Below are 20593 nucleotides of genomic sequence, written 5' to 3'. Positions count from 1 at the left end.
GCGGCGGCTCGGGTGACTCCCTGGCCCGCACCGGTGCGCCGGTCACCGGGCTCGTGGCGCTCGGCCTGGTGCTGCTGCTCCTGGGGACCGCGTCGGCGCTACTGTCCGGCGTCCGGCGCAAGCGGCGTCTCCCGGCCGTCGACGAACAGCCGCGCGCCGGGCGCGGTGACCGCCGCGATGCGCCGCAGCGCCGCGCGTCCCGCCTCGGGGTGACGACCGTCGAGCGCGCCGACGCGCACGGCGAACACGAGGTCGAACGGTTCCTCACCCGGCTCCAGCGCGAGGTCCTCGGCCGCGACCTGCCGGAGGCTGAGCCGGCCGGTGGCGATCTCCACCGCGCACGCGGTGCGCGCCTGGGCGATGGCCCGCGCCGACCGGTCGGTGGCCAGGATGTGGCCGGTGGTGAGCCGCGCCGCCACGGCCCGGGCCGCGGCTCCCGGTCCGCAGCCGATCTCGAGCACCCGAAGGTGCGGCTCGACCGGAAGCGCGTCCACGATCGCCGCCAGTCGGCCCGACAGTCGTACCGGCATGGCCACCGATCGTAGTTCCGGTGGCCGGCGGCGACCTGACAGATCTTGCGCTCAGGCGTACTTCAGGGCGATGGCCCTGGCGTCGGACAGGTCGGACTCCACGACGGTCAGGCCGGGGGTGGTCACCAGGGCGCCGAGCTCGCCCAGCAGGGCGTGCAGGTGACCCTCGGCGGCCTCGGCCTGCGGGGCGATGCCCGCGGTGACCACCGTGACGGCCGGGATCCCGTCGAGGGCCCGTGCGGGTAGGTGGTCGAGCAGTACCTTGAGAAGCCCCGTGTACGCGCCCTTGTACGTCGGGGTGGCGACCACCAGCAGGCCCGCACCGCGGATCAGGGCCAGCGCGTCGGCGGTGGCCGGCGCGTCGGCGACGAGCAGGTCGGCCCCGAGCGCCGACACGTGCACCACGGCCGGGTCGGGCCCGCCGCGCTTCGCCGCGAACGCCCGGCCGACCTCCCCGGCCAGCCCGGACGTCCGCGACCCGGCCCGCGGGTGACCCGACACCACAACCACATTCACGCGATCTCCCTGTACGTACCGGCCTGGTAGAGCAGCGGCGCCGCGCCGTCGTCGCCGTGTGCACCGGTGACCGGCGTCGCCAGCACGATGCTGTGGTCGCCCGCCGGAACGCGTCGCACCACGCGGCAGACCAGGTGGGCGACCACCCCGCCGAGCAGGGGCACGCCGTCGGGACCGTGGTACCAGTCGCCGTGGGCGGCGAACCGGTCGATCCCGCTCGTCGCGAACGTGCGGGCCACCCGCTCCTGCCGGTCGGAGAGCACGTGCACGGCGACGGTGCGGGCCGATGCCACCGCGGGCCAGCTGGACGCCCGGCGGTCCAGGCAGAACGACACCAGCGGGGGGCGCAACGAGACCGACGTGAACGAGGTCGCGGTGAACCCGGCCGGCGGCTCGCCCGCCACGGTCACCACCACGACGCCGGCGGCGTGCCGGCCCATCAGGCGCCGGAACGTCAGCTCGTCCACAGTGGACAGATCGTCGGACCGCACGGTCATGGTGTCTCCTGACTGCAGAACCATCGGTCATATCCTACTGTTCAGATAGGTTTTTGGGAGGCCACTGCGACGTCGGTCACCCCAGCGGCCGGTTCCCGGTCACTCCGGCCGGCTCCCGGTCGCCACGGGGCGGGACGGATCGGCCGACCAGGCCGAGAACGACCCGACGAACAGGGCGGTCTCGATGCCCGCCGCGTGCAGCACGGCCGCCGCGTGCGCCGCGGCCACCCCGCCGCCGCAGTACAGGCCGACCGGCCGCGAGCCGTCGACGCCGAGGTCGGCGAAGCGCCGGCGCAGCGCCCCGGTGTCGAGGAGCAGGCCGTCGGCGTCGAGGGCGTCGCGGGTCGGTGCCGACACCGCGCCGGGAATGTGACCGGCGGCGTAGGCGGCCGCTCCGCGGGCGTCGAGCAACCGACCCGCCGCGGCGTACTCCGCCGCCTCGTCGGCGGTCAGTTCGCGAAGGTGGCCGGCGGTGAGGGTCACCGAGCCGGGTGACGGCGCCGACGCCGACGAGGTGACCGGGAGCCCGGCGGCTGTCCAGGCGGCCAGGCCGCCGTCGAGGATCCGGACGTCGGCGAGGCCGGCCCAGCGCAGCACCCACCACGCCCGGCCGGCCTTCGTGCCGGCGGCGGTGTCGTACACGACCACCGTGTCACCGTCGTCGATGCCCCACGACCGGGCCAGCCACTCGAGGTCGCGGATGTCGGGCAGCGGGCGCCGGCCGCTGAGCCCGGTCTCCGGTCCGGCGAGCTGGGTGGACAGGTCGACGTGCACCGCGCCCGGGATGTGCCCGGCGGCGGTGCCGTCGCCGAAGCGCACGTCGAGCACGACCGGAGGGCGCGCGCCGGCGCGCAGGGCCGGTGGACGCGCGCCGGCGCGCAGTGCCGGAGGGCGCGCGCCGGCGCGCAGGGCCGCCAGGTCGGCGACGGAGATGAAGGAACCCATGTCATACCCCCACTTGGCGACTGTCCCTGAATCTAGCTATCCTATCGATTCAATAGGAAATTCGATCCAATAGGAAATGGCGAGCCCGGGAGGCACTGATGACCAGCTCGTTCGACGAGGGCCGCTACGACAGCGCCAGGCTGGCGCAGTGGGAGGCCGGCCAGGCCCGCGGAGACGGCATCTCCCGGCGGACGGCGCTGCGGTTGTCGGCCGGTCTCGGGCTCGCCGCCGTTCCCGTGCTCGGGGGCGTACCGGCGTCGGCGGCGCCGGCGCGTGGCGAGGCGTCCGCGGCACCCGCGCGCGGCGAGGGCCCGGCCGTCGCGGCCGGGCCCATCGTCAAGCCGTTGCCACCGGAACTGTTCACCGTGTTCGGCACCAACGCCGAGACGAGGTGGGAGGCGCTGCGCGACGTCGGTCACCTCGTACCCATCGACCGGTTCTTCGTGCGCAACCACACGGGCACACCTCTCATCGACGGCGACACCTGGCGGCTGGAACTGTTCGGCGCCGGACTGCGCGGTTCGCCCACCGCCGACAACCCGGTGACGGTCAGCCTGAAGCAGCTGCGCCGGCTGCCGTCGACGACGCTCACCGCGTTCATCGAGTGTGCCGGCAACGGGCGCAGCTTCTTCACCACCCAGCAGGGCCAGCCGGTGTCCGGCACGGCATGGAAGCTCGGCGCCGTCGGGGTCGCGACGTGGCGCGGGGTGCGGCTGTCGACGGTCCTGCGGCTGGCGGGCCTCCGGCCGGACGCGGTCGACGTGCTGCCGTCGGGGCTCGACGCGAACTTCGTCTCCGGCGGGGTCGACCTCGGCCCGGTGCGGCGGCCGATCCCGATCCGCAAGGCGCTGCACGACGTGGTGCTGGCCTACGAGATGAACGGCGAACCGCTGCCACCCGACCATGGCTTCCCGGTGCGGGTGGTCGTCCCGTCGTGGATCGGGATCTCCTCGATCAAGTGGGTCGGCCGGATCGAGGTGTCGGCCGAGCCGCTGTTCACCCCGTGGAACACCCAGTTCTACCGCTTCTTCGGGCCCGACCATCCGGCCGAGGGCAGCGCGCCGCTCACCCGGCAGGTGGTCAAGAGCGCGTTCGAGCTCGCACCCGACGCACAGCTGCCCGTCGGTACGACGACCCTTCTCACGGGACGCGCGTGGTCGGGCAACGGCGGCATCCGGCGCGTCGACGTGAGCACCGACGGAGGCGCGTCGTGGCGGCGGGCCGACCTGTTCGGTCCGGCGGTCGACACCGGGTGGCGGCGGTGGCGGCTGACCTGGCGCCCGGCCACGCCCGGCGGCCACACCCTGCTGGCCCGCGCCACCGACGCGACCGGTGCCACCCAGCCCGACGTGGCGCCGTACAACACGCTCGGCTACCAGTTCGGCGCCGTCGTCCGCCACCCGGTGACCGTCGCCTAACGTTGCTGGAGCAGGGTCTCGAGGATGTCGTACGGGTAGACCTTCGGCTTCCCGCTCACCGCGGTCAGCCGGGCCTGCTGCTCGGCGGTGAGCGTCCAGCCGACCGCGCCGAGGTTGTCGGTGAAGTGCTCGAACGTACGCGGTCCGATGATCGGCGCGGTGACGCCCGGCGCCTGCAGGAGCCAGCGCACCGCCACCTGGGCCACGGTGTGCCCGGTCTCGGCGGCCACCGCCTCCAGTTCGTCGAGCACGCGCCAGGTGCGCTCGGTCGCGTAGTTCTCCCACGACTCGATGTGCCCGCGTCCGGCCGCCAGCGCCACCCGCGTGCCGGGTGGCGGCGCCGCCATGCCGCGCCGGATCCGGCCCGAGAGCCAACCGGCCCGCAGCGGGCTCCACGGCAGCACGCCCAGCCCCTCGTTACGGCATACCGGGAGCAGCTCCCACTCGGTCTCCCGGTCGAGCAGGTTGTACAGCGGCTGCAGCGCGTCGTAGCGGGCCCAGCCGTGGCGGTCGGCGACGTCGATCGCCTTCTGCAGGTGCCACGCGGGCACGTTGCTCGCGCCGAGGTAACGCACCTTCCCCTCGGTGACCAGGGTGTCCAGTGTGGACAGTGTCTCCTCGAGGGGCGTGGCGTCGTCGTAGACGTGGGTGTAGTACAGGTCGAGGTGGTCGGTGCCGAGCCGGCGCAGGCTCGCCTCGACAGCGGTGCGGAGGTGCTTGCGGCTCAGGCCGACGTCGTTGGGGCCGGGACCCGTGCGTCCCCACACCTTGGTGGCGATCACCAGGTCGTCGCGGTTGCGCCCCTTCAGCCACCGGCCGAGGACCTCCTCGGACGCGCCGCCGCCGTACACGTCGGCGGTGTCGATGAACGTGCCGCCCGCGTCGACGAAAGCGTCGAGGACGCGCACGCTCGTCTCCTCGTCGGTCTCGCCGCCGAAGTGCATCGCGCCCAGGCAGATCTCGCTGACCTTCAACCCGGTGCGGCCAAGGTACCGGTACTCCATGAATGCCCTCCGTCGTCGATCGAAGCGTTCGTCGGAGGCTACGAGTTGGAGTGCGCTCTAAGGCAAGCGTGACCGCAACCGGCGCAGCATCCGCGCGTCGTCGAAGCCGGTGGACCGGGCGGCGGCGTCCACAGTGGACCCGTGCGCGATGAGGTTCTCCGCCCGCTCCAGCCGCAGCGTCTGCTGGTACCGCAGCGGCGTCATGCCGGTTGCGGCGCTGAACAGCCGGGTGAGCGTGCGCGGGCTGACGTCGCACGCCGCGGCGATCTCGGCCAGCGGCAGCCGGTCGGCGAACCGGGCGTCGATGAGGTCCTGCGCGCGGTGCACCGTGTCGCTGAGGTGGCCGCGGTGGCGCAGCATCGCGCTGCGCTGCGGCTCGTCGCCGTTGCGCCGCGCGTACACGACCATCTCCCGCGCCACCTTCGCCGCGTCGGCGGCGCCGTGCCGCACCGCGATCAGGTGCAGCGCGAGGTCGATGCCGCTGGCGATGCCGGCGGAGGTGACGACCCGGTCGTCGACCACGTAGAGCACGTCGCGCTGGACCCGCGTGGCCGGGTACCGGGCGGCCAGCTCGTCCTGGAGGGCGTGGTGGGTGGTGCTGCGACGCCCGTCGAGCAGGCCGGCCTGGGCGAGCGCGTACGCACCCGCGCAGACGCTGGCGACCGTGCCGCCGGATGCGTGGTGGGCGACCAGCGCGGCCCGCGTCGCCTTCGACAGCCGCGCGTGCGCGGCGAACCGGCCCCGCCACCCCGGGACGATCACCAGGTCGTCGGCCGTGAGCGCCGGCCACTGCACCGACGCCCGCAGCGGGACTCCCTGTGCCGTCGGCACCTCCTCATGCTCGGCGACGTACCGCAGCTCGTACCCGTGGCCGAGGTCGGCGGCGGTGGAGAACGCCTGCGCCGGCCCGGCCAGGTCGAGCAGGTGCAGCCGCGGCACGAGGAGGAACACGACGAGCGTCACTACCTTCGAACTCCCGCACAAGACCGCGTCATGACCGCCTACGCTCCGCTCCGGCGGTCATGACGCCAGCTCTTTCACCGTGCGCAGGGTGGCGAAACGGTGCGCCAGCGCGTACTCGGTGCGGGCGATGACGTCGTCGACGCCGAGCGTGCGCGGGTCGGCGAGCACCTCGGCGTACGGGCGGCCGGCCGGCGCGTCGGGGTGCGGGATCGGGAACGTCGCGGTCGCCTCGGTGACGAACTCGACGGCGTACCCGAGGTCGGCGGCCACCCGGGCGGTGGTCTCGCAGCACTGCTCGGTCTGGATGCCGCACACGACCAGCTCGCGGATGCCGGCCCCGGTGAGCAACTGCTGCAGGTTGGTGGTCGTGAAGGCGTTGCGGGACGTCTTGGTGAGCACGGTTTCGCCGTCGTCGACGGTGAGGCCGTCCATGAGGGTGATGAACCCGTTCTCGGGGTCGAACACGGTACCGGTGCCCGGTTCGCTGTGCAGGATCCAGACGACCCGGTCGCCGGCGCGCCGGGCCGCCGCGACGAGCTCGGCCACGTCGTGCACGATATCGGGATTCGAGACAGCCTGCCAGGACTCCCGCTGCCGGAAGGACTCCTGCACGTCGATCACGAGAAGCGCTTTGGTCATAAGCCGATCCCAGCACCGGCGACACGCGGCGGCCAGACCCGATCCGGTCCGGGACCGGACCGATCCGGTCAAGCTATCGGAAGATCCGCCGCCCAGGCGTAGCCTGACCGTCATGACCGGAGTGCTGTCCGAGGCGCGGGGTGAGACCACCCAGCCGCTGCTCGACGAGACCATCGGCGCCAACCTCGAGCGCACGGTGGCCGCCTTCCCTGACCGCGAGGCGCTCGTCGAGGTCGCCAGCGGCCGCCGCTGGACCTGGCGCGAGTTCGACGCGGCGGTCGACGACGTGGCGAGAGGGCTTGTCGGGTACGGCATCGGGGTCGGCGACCGGGTGGGCATCTGGGCACCGAACCGCGCCGAGTGGACGATCGCGCAGTTCGCCGCCGCGAAGGCCGGCGCGATCCTGGTGAACATCAACCCCGCGTACCGCACGCACGAGTTCGCGTACGTGGCCAACCAGTCGGGGCTGCGGCTGCTGCTCGCCGCGAGCGGCTTCAAGACCAGCGACTACCGCGGCATGGTCGAGCAGACCCGCGCCGAGTGCCCCACACTCGAACGCGTCGTGTACATCGACACGGAGGACTGGGCCGACCTGGTCGAGGCCGGCCGCGGCCACGCCCTCCCGGAAGGGCTGGCACCCGACGACGCGATCAACATCCAGTACACGTCGGGCACCACCGGGTTCCCCAAGGGCGCGACGCTGTCGCACCGCAACATCCTCAACAACGGCTACTTCGTCACCGAGCTGATCAGCTTCACCGAACACGACCGGCTGTGCATCCCGGTGCCGTTCTACCACTGCTTCGGCATGGTGATGGCCAACCTCGGCTGCGTCACGCACGGCTCCACGATGGTGATCCCGGCTCCCGGGTTCGACCCCGGCGCCACCCTCCGCGCGGTGCAGGAGGAGCGCTGCACGGCCGTGTACGGCGTCCCGACGATGTTCATCGCGATGCAGAACCACGAGGACTTCGCATCCTTCGATCTGTCGTCGCTGCGCACCGGCATCATGGCCGGCGCGCTGTGCCCGGTCGAGGTGATGAAGCGCTGCGTCAACGACATGCACATGGCCGAGGTGTCGATCGCCTACGGGATGACCGAGACCTCACCGGTCTCGTGCCAGACGCGCGTCGACGACGACCTCGAGCGCCGCACCGAGACCATCGGACGCGCGGCGCCGCACGTGGAGATCAAGATAGTGGACCCGGTGAGCGGCGCGACCGTCGTGCGCGGGCAGCCCGGCGAGTTCTGCACGCGCGGCTACTCGGTGATGCTGGGTTACTGGAACGACGAGGAACGCACCGCGGAGGCGGTCGACGCCGACGGCTGGATGCACACCGGCGACCTGGCGGTGATGCGCGACGACGGCTACTGCAACATCGTCGGTCGGATCAAGGACATGGTGATCCGCGGCGGCGAGAACATCTACCCGCGCGAGATCGAGGAGTTCCTCTACACGCACCCCGACATCGAGGACGTCCAGGTGATCGGCGTCCCCGACGAGAAGTACGGCGAGGAGCTGTGCGCCTGGATCAAGATGAGGGCCGGCGCCCCGCCGCTCGACGTCGCGGCCGTGCGGGAGTTCACGCAGGGCCGGCTCGCCCACTACAAGATCCCGCGCTACGTGATGATCGTCGACGGCTTCCCGATGACCGTCACCGGCAAGATCCGCAAGGTCGAGATGCGCGAGGTGAGCGCCCGCGAGCTCGGCCTCTGACCGCGCGGCCCGACCGCCGGGGGTTCGAGCCTGTCCGATGACCGACTGCCCCGGAACCCCTGTTCCCGCACCGGCTCGCTGATCCGCCGACCGGGCGGGGCCGCCCACAGCGTTACCCAGCAGGGGTTCCGTCGTGCGCGGCCCGGTCGGCGCCGGTCCCGTTCCATCAGTGCAATTCGATGGGACCCGTGGAGCGCGCCTCCTACCGTCTCGGGCCTGACGGTGCAGGGAGGGCGCATGCAGGCGTGTCAGTGGTGCGGAGCCGCCGAGGTGGATGCCGGGGGCTGCTGCACGGGGTGCGGGCGGTACCGCGGCACCCGGTCGTACGCGGTCGTCGAGCCGGCGCCGTACGTCGAGCCGGAACCGCACGTGGAGCCCGGACATGCTGCCGTGAACGGCTATGCGGGCGGGGTCGGGTCGTATCCGGGGGAGCCGGTGAGCCCGGCCGCCGCGTACCACCCGGTGAGCCCGGCGGCCGCGCCGCCCGTCGAGGAGAGCGCGCGGCCCGCGCGCGGCCCGGTCCACACGCCGCTGTTCCTCCTCACCGTGATGGTCGCCGTACTCGTGATCGGGTCGGTCAGTGTGGTGCTCATCCGCACCAGCGACCGCGGCGACGCTCCCGAGGCCGGTGCCGCGCGGAGCGCGCCGGCGACCGTCGTGCCCGCGGCGGCGTCGGCGTCGCCCGGCGCGGTGGTCGACCGGTGCGTGGTGGGCGACTGGGCGGTCACGTCGCTGACGGGCAGGGCCGAGCACTTCGACCTCTCCACCGACGCCGGTGGCATCTTCCAGTTGCGGGCCGAGGGCACCGGAACGTGGGACTTCGGGAGCGGCATCACGTTGACGGGCACGTACGAGGGCGTCCAGAGCGAGGACCTCATCTCCGGTCGCGTCACGTTCGGGTACCGCACGGTGGGGCAGTCCTTCTCGTTCCAGAACGTGCAGAACGACGTGCGTGAGGTGCTGAGCCAGGGCAAGAAGGCCCCCGTGAACATCAAGACGGGGTTCAACCTCCAGGTGGCCGAGTACACCTGCGGCGGCGACGCGCTGCGCCTGAAGTTCGGCGGCTTCGACCTGCGGATGGGGCGCAAATGAGCGGCTGGCCGGCCCTCCACCCCGACGACGAGGCGGGCGAGACGATCCGGGTGCACCCCTCCGGCCACGGACCGGACGCGCCCCCGTCCCCGCCGCTGACCGGCCCACCACCGGGCCAGGCCAGCCCACCACCGGGCGCGGCCGGCCCGCCGCAGGGTGCGATCGGCCCGCCGCCGGCGCCCCTCGGGCCGTCGTTCCTGCCGGCCGAGGCGTACACGCCGCCGTCGGCCTACACGCCGCCCTCGTACGCACCATTGCCGGCGTACGGGCCGGCCGTGGCGCCGCGCCGGTCGCTGGCACCGCTGCTCATGGTCACCGTGATGGTGATGACCGTGGTCGCCGGCGCGGTGACGATCGTCTACCTGCTCACCGGCGAGCGCGGCGCCGGCGACGGCAGCCCGGCCACGGCGGCCGGCGCCTCCGCGCCACCCTCCGCGCCACCCTCGGCGGCGGGCGCCGTCGACACCTGCGTGGTCGGCGAGTGGCAGAACGTCAAGGCGGCGTACACGAACGAGGAGAACGGGATCGCGCTCACCACCGACAAGGGCGAGGTGCTGCGGCTGCGGGCCGACGGCACGGGCGAGGCCGACTACGGCAGCGGGGTGACGCTCAAGGGCAAGTACGGCGGGGTGACCTCGGAGGTGATGTACATCGGCAAGGTCACCTTCCGGTACTCCACCGCCAACGGCACGTTGACCTACACCGAGGTGCAGAGCGACGCCCGTGAGGTGGTCTTCCGGTCGGGCCGCATCGTATCGAACGAGCGGATCGCCGTGGCGGCCGACTCCGACAGCTACACGTGCTCCGGCGACGCCATGCGCGTGACCTCCCAGGGCGCGGAGGACGACTACCGCCGCCGGTGACGGGGTGGCGACGCGTGCGTCGCCACCCCCGGAGAACCTATGCCCGGCGCCACTTCTGGTTGCTGGCGCCGGTGCACTCCCACAGGTGCAGCGGCGACCCGTTGGCGGTGGCCACGTTGGCGACGTCGACGCACTTGTTCGCCTGGATGTTCACCAGGTCGCCGGCGCCGCTGAGGGTGAACTTCTGCGCGCCGGTGCCGTTGCACGTCCACAGCTGGATCGCCGCGCCGTTGGCGGTGGAGCCGCCGGACACGTCCATGCACTTGCCGAGGGCGGTCACCGAGCCGTCGGCGTTGAACGTCCAGCGCTGCGCGCCGGTCCCGTTGCAGTCCCACAACTGCAGGCGCGCTCCGTCGACCGGGTTCGCCGACGGGATGTCGATGCACCGGTTGCTGCCGGCGCCGACGATCGATCCGGTGCCGCCGCCGGGGTCGGAGGTCCAGCCGTACACCCGGACGTAGTCGACGACCATCTGCTGCGGGAACGACGTGGACGCGTCGGGGCTGCCCGGCCAGTTGCCGCCCACGGCGACGTTCATGATCATGAAGAACGGGTGGTTGAAGACCCACCGGTCGCCGCCGAGGTCGGCGGGGGTGCGGCGCTGGTACTGGACGCCGTCGACGAACCAGGCGATGAAGTCGGGTCCCCACTCGACCGCGAACGTGTGGAAGGCGTCGGCGAACGGGCTGCCGATCGTGTACCCGCCGCCGATGCCCTCGGCGCCGGAGTATCCGGGGCCGTGGATGGTGCCGTGCACCGTGTTCGGCTCGCGGCCGATGTTCTCCATGATGTCGATCTCGCCGCTGGCGGGCCAGCCGACCGAGCCGAGGTCGTTGCCCAGCATCCAGAACGCCGGCCAGATCCCGTTCCCGCGCGGGATCTTCATCCGCGACTCGAACCGGCCGTACGTCTGGGTGAACGTGGCCGACGTGAGCAGCCGCGCCGACGTGTACTGGCAGCTTCCGTACCAGCAGCCGTAGCCGGCCGGGTTCTCGCGCCGCGCGGTGATGACCAGCTGCCCGGCGCCGTTGAGCGCCGCGTTGCTCGTGCTCGACGTGTAGTACTGCAGTTCGTTGTTGCCCCAGCCGCCACCGCCGATGTCGTAGCGCCACCTGCTCTGGTTCGGCGCGGTCCCGGCCGCGCCGTCGAACTCGTCGGACCACGTGAGCCCGCCGATGGCGGCCTGCGCCGGTCCGCCGGCGTGCACCGCGACGGCCGTTCCGGCGAGCAGCACCGCGACCGCCGCCACTCTGAGGCTCCGCATCATCTTCATGGATGACCTCCCACTGGTCCCGGGTCGCGGGCGGGCGACCCGTAGATAGACCTGTGTCGACCTTAGGGAGTGGTACAGACCAGGTCAAGAGAGCGCTCTCAGGGTCGCGGCCGTTCCCGGGCTCCAGCAGACTGTGCCGATGGACAACGGGGACATCGAGCAGTTCGAGCGCGACGGGTACGTCGCCGTCCGTCGTGCGTTCGCGCCGGAGGTCGCGGCCGCGTGTCGTGAAGTGCTGTGGGACCGGCTGGGAGCGCACGGGGTCACGCGTGACCCGGCGACGTGGACCCGTCCGGTGGTCCGGGTCGACTGCCCGGAGGGCGGGCCGTTCGAGGCGGCCGGCACCGCGCCGGCGCTGTGGGCCGCGTACGACGCGTTGGTCGGGCCGGGCCGCTGGTCCCCGCGGCGGGGGGTCGGCGGCACGGTGCCGGTGCGGTTCCCGTCCGAGGAGTTCCCGGGCGACGTCGGGTGGCACATCGAGGGCAGCTACGACGTGGGCGGCGAGTACTGGGCCAACGTGTTCTCGCGCGCACGCGGTCTCCTCGCCCTGTTCCTCTTCAGCGACGTCGGTGACGACGACGCGCCGACGCGGCTGGCGGTCGGGTCGCACCTGGCGCTGCCGAGCCTGTTGGCGCCCGCCGGAGACACCGGCATGAACTCGGAGATGGCGTTGACCGGGGTGCGGCCGTCGGTCATGTGCCGGAAGGTCGTGCACGCCACCGGCCGGGCCGGCGACGTGTTCCTGTGCCACCCGTTCGTCGTCCACACGGCGACCTGGCCGCACCGGGGCACGGTCCCGCGGATGATGGCGCAGCCGGCGGTGCACGTCGCCGACGGGTTCGCGATCGACGGGTCCGACCCGTCACCGGTCGCCCGCGCGATCGTCAGGGGTCTCGACCCGGCGGTGGCCCAGCCGCTGAGCCGGGTGCCCGGCGGCTGAGCCTTCTGCCCTTCTGCTTGTGGTAGGCCCCGGCCGCGTCAGCGGCCGAGGGCCTGGTACCTGCGGACCGCCAGCGGCACGAACACCGCGACGATCACCGCCGGCCACACGACCGCCGCGACCGTCGCGTGGTCCTGGATCCAGTAGCCGCTGCTGACCGGCGGCGACGCGAACAGGTCCCGGATCGCGTCGGCGGTCGACGACACCGGGTTCCACGCCGCGATCGCGCCGAGCCAGGCCGGCATGAGGTCCGGCGGCGTGAACACCGACGAGATCATGCCGAACGGGAAGGCGAGCGCGAACAGGTTGCCGGCCGCCTCGGTGTTCTTCACCAGCAGCCCGATCCAGATGCCCACGAAGATGAGCGCCAGCCGCAGCCACAGCAGCAACGCGAACGCGCCGAGGGTCGCCGCCGGGTCACCGCCGGGGCGCCAGCCCAGGACGACCGCGATGACCGCCAGGATCATCAGGTCGACCGTGGCGTGCAGGATGTCGGCGGCGCCGCGTCCCGTCACCACGGCCGACGGCGCCATCGGCATCGACCGGAACCGGTCGATGAAGCCCTGCTCCTTCGCCATGGCGACCGCGAACGCGGTGTTCATGAACCCGAACGCCATCGTCATCGTGAACATGCCGGGCATCGCGTACTCGAGGTAGCCGGCGCCCGCGCCCTGTCCGGACACGTCCATGGCGCTGCCGAACACGTACACGAACAGCAGCACGGTGACGATCGGGAACCCGAGCTGCCACGCGAACGTCGACGGTTGCCGGGCCAGGTGCGTGAGCTCCTGTATGACGACGGTCCAGCAGTCGACGACGGCCCAGCGCGCCCGGGCCCGGAACGAGTCCTCCAGCACCATGGTCATGTCCGGCCTCCGGTCAGGTGCAGGAACGCTTCGTCGAGAGTGGGCCGGCGCAGTCCCAGGTCGGCCACCGCGATGCCGCGCGCTCTGAGCTCCGCGGCCACCTGCACGAGGACGGGCACCCCGTCCGGAACCGACACGCTGGCGGCCAGCGCGTCCCGGTCCACCGTGGACCGTCGCCCGTCCGCGGTCTTCTCCAGCAGTTCCGTCACCTCGGTGAGATCCTCGGCCCGGGCGGCGACCACCTCGAGCCGCTCGGTGCCGATGCGCCGCTTGAGACCGGCGGGGGAGTCCTCGACCACGTTGCGACCCCGGTCGATCACGCCGATGCGCTCGCAGAGCCGGTCGGCCTCGTCGAGGTAGTGGGTGGTGAGCAGCACCGTGGTGCCGCGCGCGGCCAGCTCGCCGACGCTCTGCCACACCTCCTGGCGGCCGGCCGGGTCGAGGCCGGTGGTCGGCTCGTCCAGGAACAGCACGGCCGGTGCCAGGATCATGCTGGTGGCGAGGTCGAGGCGCCGGCGCATCCCGCCGGAGAACTGCTTCGGTGCCTTGTCGGCGTGGTCGGCGAGCCCGAACTGGTCGAGTAGTTCGTCGGCGCGCTGACGGGCCGCCGCCTTGCCGATGTGGAAGAGCCGGCCGAACATCACCAGGTTCTGCCGAGCCGTGATCTTGTCGTCGACCGTGGTGTGCTGACCGGTGAGCCCGATCCGCCGGCGCACAAGGCGGGCCTGTGTCGACACGTCGAAGCCCGCGACCTCGGCCCGGCCTCCGTCGGGTCGCAGCAGCGTGCACAGGATCCGGACGGCGGTGGTCTTGCCGGCGCCGTTGGGGCCGAGCAGCCCGTAGACCGTGCCGGCGGGCACGGCGAGGTCGAGCCCGTCGAGCGCGTGGGTGTCGCGGTATCGCTTCTGGAGGCCGTCCGCGAGGACAGCGGTTGCGGGCACGGGCACGTCCTTCCGGGGAGGTGGCGGCTATCTGGGTACGGTGTACGCAGGTTAGCGTACGCTGTACCCAGATCACAATGCGTTTGTAGGATGCTCCTGATGCCCGCACCCGACCCGGCCGCTGTCTCTGCGGCCTCCGCTGGCGCCGTTCCCACGGCGTCTTCCGCGCCGGCCGCTTCCACGGCCTCTTCCGCGCCGGCCGCTCCCACGGCGGCCGCCACTGCCGCCGAGCAGGTCCGCCGCAGCATGGAGCTGCTGTGGGGCGGCGCCGCACGCACCGTTCCCGGCCCCAAGCCGAGCCTGACCCTCGCCCGGATCGTCGAAGCCGCGATCACCCTCGCCGACCGCGACGGCATCGACGGCCTCTCCATGCGTCGCGTCGCCACCGAACTCGGCGTCGGCACGATGTCGCTCTACCGCTACGTGCCCGGCAAGGCGGAACTGCTGGCGCTCATGCTCGACCGGGTCGAGGCGCCCGACCCGGCCCTGGCCGCCGGCCGGTCGTGGCGCGAGACCGTCGACGCGGCGGCCCGCGGCACCTACCGCCTGTACCTCGACCATCCCTGGCTGCTGCAGGTCAACTGGACCCGGCCGGTGCTCGGACCGAACTCGGTCGCGAACATGGAGACCTACGTCCAGGGCCTCGACGGACTGGGCCTGTCGGGTCAGGAGCGGATCGCGATCGTCACGATGGTCGACGCCTACGTCGTCGGGCAGGCGCGGCAACGGATCCAGTACGAGGCGGTCACCGTCCAGAGTGGACTGTCCGACGAGGAGTTCTGGGCGCAGCAGTTCCCCTTCCTGGAACAGGCCATGACGTCGGGCCGCTACCCGGCGATGGCCGCACTCGACGAGAACACCTTCGGCATGGGTTGGGAGGAGAGCTTCGACTTCGGCCTGACCCGCATCCTCGACGGCATCGCCGTGCTCGTCGAGACGCGACGGTCACCGTCCACATAGGACCGTGAAGCCGCCGCCCCCTCGAGTGGGCCGGGCCGCGGCACCGGCATCCCTCCTCCCTTCCCGGACCCGGATCGCTCAACCCAGCGGCAGCGCCGTGGCCACCGGCCAGGCGACCAGGAGCGCCCCGGCCGCGACCGTCTGCCACAACGGGATCCCCACCCTCCACGCCAGTCCGACCACCGCGAAGTACACCGCGAACAGGACGGCCACCAACGGCCCGATGAGGACAAGGAACCCTGGCGCCAACCCCACCCCCGCCGCGACGGGCAACGGAAGGCACACCACCACGAGCACCAGAACAGTCCACAGTGGACCGCCGGTGGTCTGCGCCCCGGCGATGACCACCCCGACGGCGACGGCGAGCAGCCCCACCATCAACAGATGCCCACCGTGTGGAGCCATCGCCGTCAGCCCGGCATGCACGGGGACCACCACCGCCACGGTCGCGGCGACGGCAACCCCGACGGCGACCGCCCACGACCGGAAGCGCGCGCCCGCCTCCTCGTGTGTGCCCGCCTCTTCCCGTGTGCCAGCACCTTCCCGTTCGCCTGCGCGTACCGGTGACCGGGCCCCTCCCTGCCCGCCCACGTGTACCTGTGCGCCGCCGGTCGCCTGCCCACTGTCGTCCTGGCGCAAGGCGTGCCGGCGCACCAGGTCGGCCGCCAGGAGCACCGCTCCTGCACCACCGAGATACCCGACGAGGTAACCCGACACCGGCGCCGGCAGCACCCGAGCCAGAACCAGCCCGGCGACGATGCCCACCACCGGAGCGGCCAGCACGGCACCGCCGAGCCACACCAGCCGGTCGGCCCCGGGCGCACCCGACCCACCGGAGCGACCCGACCGATCGGAGCGACCCGAGCGACCCGGGCGGCGCCCACGGCGTCCCACCGCGGTGACCGCCGTCGCCAGAACGAGCAGCGCCCCGACGAGCACCAGCGCGCCGCCACCGACCCGGCCGGCCGCCGCCACCCCCGCCCGCTCCGGCCGGTGCCCGAGTGCGTCGTCGAGCCACCGGGCGGCCTCGTCGTGGGTCCGCTCGGCGAACAGCACCCCGACGTGCTCGACCAGCGGCACCGTGACCACCCGTCGGCCCTCGACGCGTCCGGCCTCCCGGGTCGTGGCCCGGATGCCGCCGGGTTCCAGCGCACCGGCGACCAGCAGCAGCCGCCGAGGACCGGGCCGCACCGCGGCGGCCTCCCCGTCGCCCAGCGAGATGGCGACCGTGGCGGGGATCTCCTGGTCGGCCGATCCGGCCCGCACCACGGCCGCCGCGCCCATCGAGTGGCCGAGCAGGGCCACCTTCGCCGGGTCGACGTCCGAACGCGCGCGCAGGAGCCCGACGACCGCGGCGGTTTCGCGGTCGATGGCGTTCCCACCGGTCAGCGGGCGCGTGTTGGCCGCGTGGCCGGCCAGGTCGGGCAGGGCCACCACGTACCCGCGCCGCACCAGGGTGTCGGCGAACGGCCGCATCAGCCGCCCGGACCCGGCGTACCCGTGGACGACGACCACGGCGGGCCGGCGCACGCGGTCACCCGTGGGCACCACGACCTCGACCGGCACGCCACCGACGCGGACGAACTCCGAGCGCGTTCCGGCGCCGGCCGCGCGGAGGCCGGTCACCCCGACCGCGAGCAGCGTGACCCCGACGGCGAGCGTCACGACCGACCACAGCAGTTTCATGCGACGCACGGTAGCGGTGCGGGCGTGTGGTATCCATGGCGCGGTGTTCACGGGACTCGATGAGATCGACTGGGCGTCGATGAGGCACGCGTACGGGCCCGCGCGGGAGGCGCCCGAGGTCGTCCGCGGGCTGGTCGACCGGCGCAAACGGGTCCGCTCCTGGGCACAGGACTGCATGTGGGGCGGCATCCACCATCAGGGCGACGTGTACGCGTGCACACTCGCCACGGTCCCGTTTCTGCTGGAGGCGGCCGCGATGCCCGACGTACGGGGCCGGGCCGCGGTCCTGAAACTGTTGGCCAGCATCGGCGGAGCGGAGGTCGAGGATGACGACCCGCTACGGCGCGCGGCGCGGTTGGCGGTCTCACGCGGGTTCCCGACGTTCGTGAGCCTGCTCGCAGACCGGCGACGCAGCGTCCGGCGGGCGGTTCCCGACGTGCTGCTGGTGTCGCGCGAACACGCCGCCGACACGGTGTCGCTGCTGCGGGAACGGCTGACGGTCGAGCGGAAGGCCTCGGTGCGCGTGGCGATCGTCGCGGCGCTCGGCACGATCGCCCGGCGCGCAAGGGCGGGTGAGGCGGACGGCGTTGACGCCGCGGACCTCGCGGCATGGATCGCCGGCCAGGTGTCCGCATCCAAACATGCCGATGTACGGATGGCCGCCCTGGCGGAGCACCTGCGGCTGACCGACGGCACGGGCGGAGATCTCGCGTCGACGCTGTACGCGATGGTCACCGAGACCGACGCGATCGACCTGCGCGACCTGCGTGAGGCGCTGGGCGACCGGGTCGCCGTACGCAACGACCTGCTCGCCCGCATCGTCCGTGAGGGTCCCGACGACCGACGCGCGACCGCGATGTGGGCGGCGTCGGGCGCCATGAGCCGGTGGCGGGGCGACTACGGCGACCTGATGCTCGCCTTCGCCGAGCTGCTGCCGCGGGACCGCACCCGGCGGATCGGTCTGCACCTGCTCACCAACGACGCGTGGCCGCTCGCGGCACCGGCCGCCGACCACATCAGCCGTTTCATCGAGAGCTCGCCCACGGTGTTCGTCGACGAGCCGCCCGGGTTGTGGAGCGTCACCGGCGGACCTGCGTGGGCGCTGAACACCACGCTCGCGCGGCTCGGTGACCCGCGGGCACTCCCGCTGATCCGCCGCGCGTTGGAGGAGGACCTCCTGCCGGTCGACTGCCGTCCGCCGTTGCGGGCCTACGGAGCCGACGGCGCGCCGTTCGTTCCGTTGCTGCGCCGGCAGATCCAGCGGGCGATCGCGGCCGGTGCTCTCGAGGAGGCCCAGGAACTCCTGTGGAACCTGACGTTCGTCGGGCCGGCCGCGGCGGAGGCGCTGCCCGAGGTCGTCACGTTGCTGCCGCAGAGGAGCCTGTTCCGGGTCCCGTTGCGGGCGCTCGCGGCGATGGGACCGGCGGCGCGACCGGCCGCGCCGCTCGTGCGGGACCTGCTCGCCGCCGACCCGGAGACCACCGCCACCGCGGCAACCGCACTCGGCGCCATCGAGGGCGCCGCCGCCGAGGCCGACCTGCGACCGTTGCTGACCCACGACGAGCCCGCCGTCCGCACCGCCGCGGCCGACGCGTTGCGCGCCGTCGGGGTGCCGGCGGCCGAGGTACTGCCGGCCTACGACCACACCGACCTGAAGGCACTCGGCGAGATCGGGCCCGACGCCGCGCCCATGGTGCCCCGGCTGCGGGCGGCCCTGGAGTCGGCGCGCTGGCCGGAGATGATCCTCGCCACACTGTGGCGGATCACCGGCGACACCGCGGCGGCGCTGCCCGCGCTCGCGGAGAACTGGCGGCGCAAGCGCGACCGCAACGACTGGACCGTCCGGTGCTGGACCGACATGGGACCGGCGGCAGCCGGCGCGGAACCGTTGCTGTGTCAGGAGTTGGCGGATCCGGTACGCGTGACGTACCAGCCGAACACCTGGGGCAGCGCCGACATCGAGGACGACGAGCGGTACGTGGCGGAGTGCCGGGCCGCACTCGAAGCGGTGACGTCCGCCGCAGCGCCCGACGACGATCCCCAACCGCGTTGACACGCGCGGGTAGTCGTGCCGATACTGGGCGGCGGTGCCGGTTCGCTGGCGCCGTCGCGGTCGAGAGGCGCTGCAACGGACTCCCTGAGGTCCGCCACGCTCGACATGCGACCCCATCCAAGGGCGCCTCCTCGTTCGCGGGAGGCAGGATGGTCCAGTTCTCCTCCTGCATGGCCGGGACGGCCGCATGCCGTCCCCAGGAGGAACCATGCACACCAGGCTCCAGCGCCTGAACGGCGTCGAGTTCGCTGTCGCCGACCTGACACTCGCCGGCTCCGGCCGGCACCAGATCCGCCTGGCCGAGCACGAGATGCCGGGCCTGATGGCGGTGCGACGCGAGTTCGCCGACCGCAGGCCGCTCGCCGGGGCCCGCGTCGCCGGGTCGCTGCACATGACCGTGCAGACCGCCGTGCTCATCGAGACCCTCGTCGCGCTCGGCGCGCAGGTGCGGTGGGCGTCCTGCAACATCTTCTCGACCCAGGACGAGGCGGCGGCCGCGGTGGTCGTCGGTCCACACGGGACGGTCGAGAGCCCGTCCGGTACCCCGGTGTTCGCCTGGAAGGGCGAGACGCTCGACGAGTACTGGTGGTGCACCGACCAGATCTTCCGGTTCCCCGACGGCGAGACGCCCGACCTGATCGTCGACGACGGCGGCGACGCCACCCTCCTGGTGCACCAGGGTGTGGCGTACGAGGCGGCCGGCGTCGTGCCCCAGCCGACCGCCGACGACCCGGAGGAGACCCGCATCGTCCTGGACCTGCTGCGCCGCAGCCTGGCCGGGGACGACCGCCGGTTCACGAAGCTCGCCGGCCGGGTACGCGGCGTCAGCGAGGAGACCACCAACGGCGTCAAGCGGCTGTACAAGCTGGCGGCCGAGGGCACCCTGCTGTTCCCGGCGATCAACGTCAACGACTCGGTGACGAAGTCCAAGTTCGACAACAAGTACGGCATCCGACACTCCATCGTGGACGGTCTGAACCGCGCGACCGACGTGATGCTCGGCGGCAAGCTCGCCGTGGTGTGCGGGTACGGCGACGTCGGTAAGGGCACCGCGGACGCGCTGCGGGGCCAGGGCGCGCGGGTGGTCGTCACGGAGATCGACCCGATCTGCGCGCTCCAGGCGACGATGGAGGGCCTGCCGGTCGTGCGCGTCGAGGACGTCGTCGAGAAGGCCGACATCTTCGTCACCACGACCGGCAACCGCGACATCATCATGACCGCGCACATGGCGCGCATGAAGCACAACGCGATCGTGGCCAATGTCGGCCACTTCGACACCGAGATCGACATGGCCGGTCTCGCGGCGGTGCCCGGCATCGTGAAGACCGAGATCAAGCCGCAGGTGCACGAGTGGCGCTTCCCGGACGGACACTGCGTCATCGTGCTCTCCGAGGGGCGTCTCATGAACCTGGGCAACGCGACCGGGCACCCGAGCTTCGTCATGTCGAACTCGTTCGCGAACCAGACGCTCGCCCAGATCGAGCTGTACACAAAGCCTGACCAGTACAGCAACGAGGTTCACCGCCTTCCGAAGGAGCTCGACGAGAAGGTCGCCCGGCTGCACCTCGACGCGGTCGACGCCCGGTTGACCGAGCTGACCAAGGTGCAGGCCGAGTACATCGGCGTGGACGTGGCCGGCCCGTACAAGCCCGACCACTACCGCTACTGACGCTCGAGGGGCGGCCGCGGC

The 20593-nt window shown here is 72.6% G+C and carries 19 protein-coding genes; 8 read left to right on the top strand and 11 right to left on the bottom strand.

The window, feature by feature from the left end:
• Positions 1-98: 98 nt before the first annotated feature.
• From Voc01_RS53320 to Voc01_RS30510, 4 genes are all read right to left on the bottom strand, one after another.
• Positions 99-530: an SAM-dependent methyltransferase gene (locus tag Voc01_RS53320; protein ID WP_239160590.1), complete on the bottom strand. Its 432-nt coding sequence runs from the start codon at positions 528-530 to the stop codon at positions 99-101.
• A gap of 51 nt (positions 531-581) precedes the next feature.
• Entirely contained in the window at positions 582-1046 is a 465-nt protein-coding gene (locus Voc01_RS30520; protein WP_203931058.1) for an NADPH-dependent FMN reductase, read from the bottom strand.
• Positions 1043-1567: a flavin reductase family protein gene (locus Voc01_RS30515; RefSeq protein ID WP_307781596.1), complete on the bottom strand. Its 525-nt coding sequence runs from the start codon at positions 1565-1567 to the stop codon at positions 1043-1045. The genes Voc01_RS30520 and Voc01_RS30515 overlap by 4 nt, the downstream gene beginning before the upstream one ends.
• Positions 1568-1642: 75 nt before the next feature.
• Positions 1643-2488: a sulfurtransferase gene (locus Voc01_RS30510; RefSeq protein ID WP_203931057.1), complete on the bottom strand. Its 846-nt coding sequence runs from the start codon at positions 2486-2488 to the stop codon at positions 1643-1645.
• Between the two features lie 98 nt (positions 2489-2586).
• Here Voc01_RS30510 and Voc01_RS30505 point away from each other — a divergent pair, with 98 nt between their 5' ends.
• Positions 2587-3906 carry a sulfite oxidase gene (locus Voc01_RS30505; RefSeq protein ID WP_203931056.1) on the top strand — a complete coding sequence of 440 codons (1320 nt, stop codon included), beginning with the start codon at positions 2587-2589 and terminating at the stop codon, positions 3904-3906.
• On the opposite strand, the gene Voc01_RS30500 is transcribed toward Voc01_RS30505, so the two are convergent.
• Genes Voc01_RS30500 through Voc01_RS30490 form a run of 3 tightly spaced genes read right to left on the bottom strand, consistent with a single transcriptional unit; the run spans position 3903 to position 6512 of the window.
• The gene (locus Voc01_RS30500) at positions 3903-4910 is read right to left on the bottom strand and encodes an aldo/keto reductase (RefSeq protein ID WP_203931055.1); all 1008 of its coding nucleotides are present in this window, start codon (positions 4908-4910) and stop codon (positions 3903-3905) included. The genes Voc01_RS30505 and Voc01_RS30500 overlap by 4 nt on opposite strands.
• A gap of 57 nt (positions 4911-4967) precedes the next feature.
• Entirely contained in the window at positions 4968-5873 is a 906-nt protein-coding gene (locus Voc01_RS30495) for a GlxA family transcriptional regulator (RefSeq protein ID WP_203931054.1), read from the bottom strand.
• 57 nt (positions 5874-5930) lie between these two features.
• Complete coding sequence (locus Voc01_RS30490; RefSeq protein WP_203931053.1) at positions 5931-6512, bottom strand: isochorismatase family protein; 582 nt, start codon at positions 6510-6512, stop codon at positions 5931-5933.
• A gap of 112 nt (positions 6513-6624) precedes the next feature.
• On the opposite strand from Voc01_RS30490, the gene Voc01_RS30485 reads away from it, so the two are divergent.
• The 3 genes from Voc01_RS30485 (at position 6625) to Voc01_RS30475 (ending at position 10184) form a co-directional block, all read left to right on the top strand.
• The gene (locus Voc01_RS30485) at positions 6625-8229 is read left to right on the top strand and encodes an AMP-binding protein (protein ID WP_203931052.1); all 1605 of its coding nucleotides are present in this window, start codon (positions 6625-6627) and stop codon (positions 8227-8229) included.
• A gap of 237 nt (positions 8230-8466) precedes the next feature.
• Positions 8467-9321: a hypothetical protein gene (locus Voc01_RS30480; protein ID WP_203931051.1), complete on the top strand. Its 855-nt coding sequence runs from the start codon at positions 8467-8469 to the stop codon at positions 9319-9321.
• The gene (locus Voc01_RS30475; RefSeq protein WP_203931050.1) at positions 9318-10184 is read left to right on the top strand and encodes a hypothetical protein; all 867 of its coding nucleotides are present in this window, start codon (positions 9318-9320) and stop codon (positions 10182-10184) included. The genes Voc01_RS30480 and Voc01_RS30475 overlap by 4 nt, the downstream gene beginning before the upstream one ends.
• Positions 10185-10221: 37 nt before the next feature.
• Here the strand turns inward: Voc01_RS30475 and Voc01_RS30470 are convergent, their stop codons facing one another.
• Positions 10222-11448, bottom strand: a complete 1227-nt coding sequence (locus Voc01_RS30470) for a glycoside hydrolase family 16 protein (RefSeq protein ID WP_203931111.1) — start codon at positions 11446-11448, stop codon at positions 10222-10224.
• 148 nt (positions 11449-11596) lie between these two features.
• Here Voc01_RS30470 and Voc01_RS30465 point away from each other — a divergent pair, with 148 nt between their 5' ends.
• Positions 11597-12397 carry a phytanoyl-CoA dioxygenase family protein gene (locus tag Voc01_RS30465; protein WP_203931049.1) on the top strand — a complete coding sequence of 267 codons (801 nt, stop codon included), beginning with the start codon at positions 11597-11599 and terminating at the stop codon, positions 12395-12397.
• 38 nt (positions 12398-12435) lie between these two features.
• Here the strand turns inward: Voc01_RS30465 and Voc01_RS30460 are convergent, their stop codons facing one another.
• A complete protein-coding gene (locus tag Voc01_RS30460; RefSeq protein ID WP_203931048.1) occupies positions 12436-13263 on the bottom strand; it encodes an ABC transporter permease in 828 nt (275 codons plus the stop codon).
• Positions 13260-14204 carry an ATP-binding cassette domain-containing protein gene (locus tag Voc01_RS30455; protein WP_203931047.1) on the bottom strand — a complete coding sequence of 315 codons (945 nt, stop codon included), beginning with the start codon at positions 14202-14204 and terminating at the stop codon, positions 13260-13262. The genes Voc01_RS30460 and Voc01_RS30455 overlap by 4 nt, the downstream gene beginning before the upstream one ends.
• Positions 14205-14303: 99 nt before the next feature.
• On the opposite strand from Voc01_RS30455, the gene Voc01_RS30450 reads away from it, so the two are divergent.
• Positions 14304-15164, top strand: coding sequence for a TetR/AcrR family transcriptional regulator (locus Voc01_RS30450; RefSeq protein ID WP_203931046.1), 861 nt, complete (start codon positions 14304-14306; stop codon positions 15162-15164).
• Positions 15165-15242: 78 nt separating this feature from the next.
• Here Voc01_RS30450 and Voc01_RS30445 read toward each other — a convergent pair whose 3' ends face one another.
• Entirely contained in the window at positions 15243-16850 is a 1608-nt protein-coding gene (locus tag Voc01_RS30445; RefSeq protein WP_203931045.1) for an alpha/beta hydrolase, read from the bottom strand.
• A gap of 43 nt (positions 16851-16893) precedes the next feature.
• On the opposite strand from Voc01_RS30445, the gene Voc01_RS30440 reads away from it, so the two are divergent.
• Together Voc01_RS30440 and ahcY are read left to right on the top strand one after the other, a co-directional pair.
• Positions 16894-18903, top strand: coding sequence for a HEAT repeat domain-containing protein (locus Voc01_RS30440; protein WP_203931044.1), 2010 nt, complete (start codon positions 16894-16896; stop codon positions 18901-18903).
• Between the two features lie 208 nt (positions 18904-19111).
• A complete protein-coding gene (gene ahcY / locus Voc01_RS30435; RefSeq protein ID WP_203931043.1) occupies positions 19112-20572 on the top strand; it encodes an adenosylhomocysteinase in 1461 nt (486 codons plus the stop codon).
• Positions 20573-20593 lie beyond the last annotated feature (21 nt).

It is taken from the genome of Virgisporangium ochraceum (assembly GCF_016863655.1).
GTDB classification, from domain to species: Bacteria; Actinomycetota; Actinomycetes; order Mycobacteriales; family Micromonosporaceae; genus Virgisporangium; species Virgisporangium ochraceum.
This window is presented reverse-complemented; position numbering and strand designations above follow the sequence as displayed.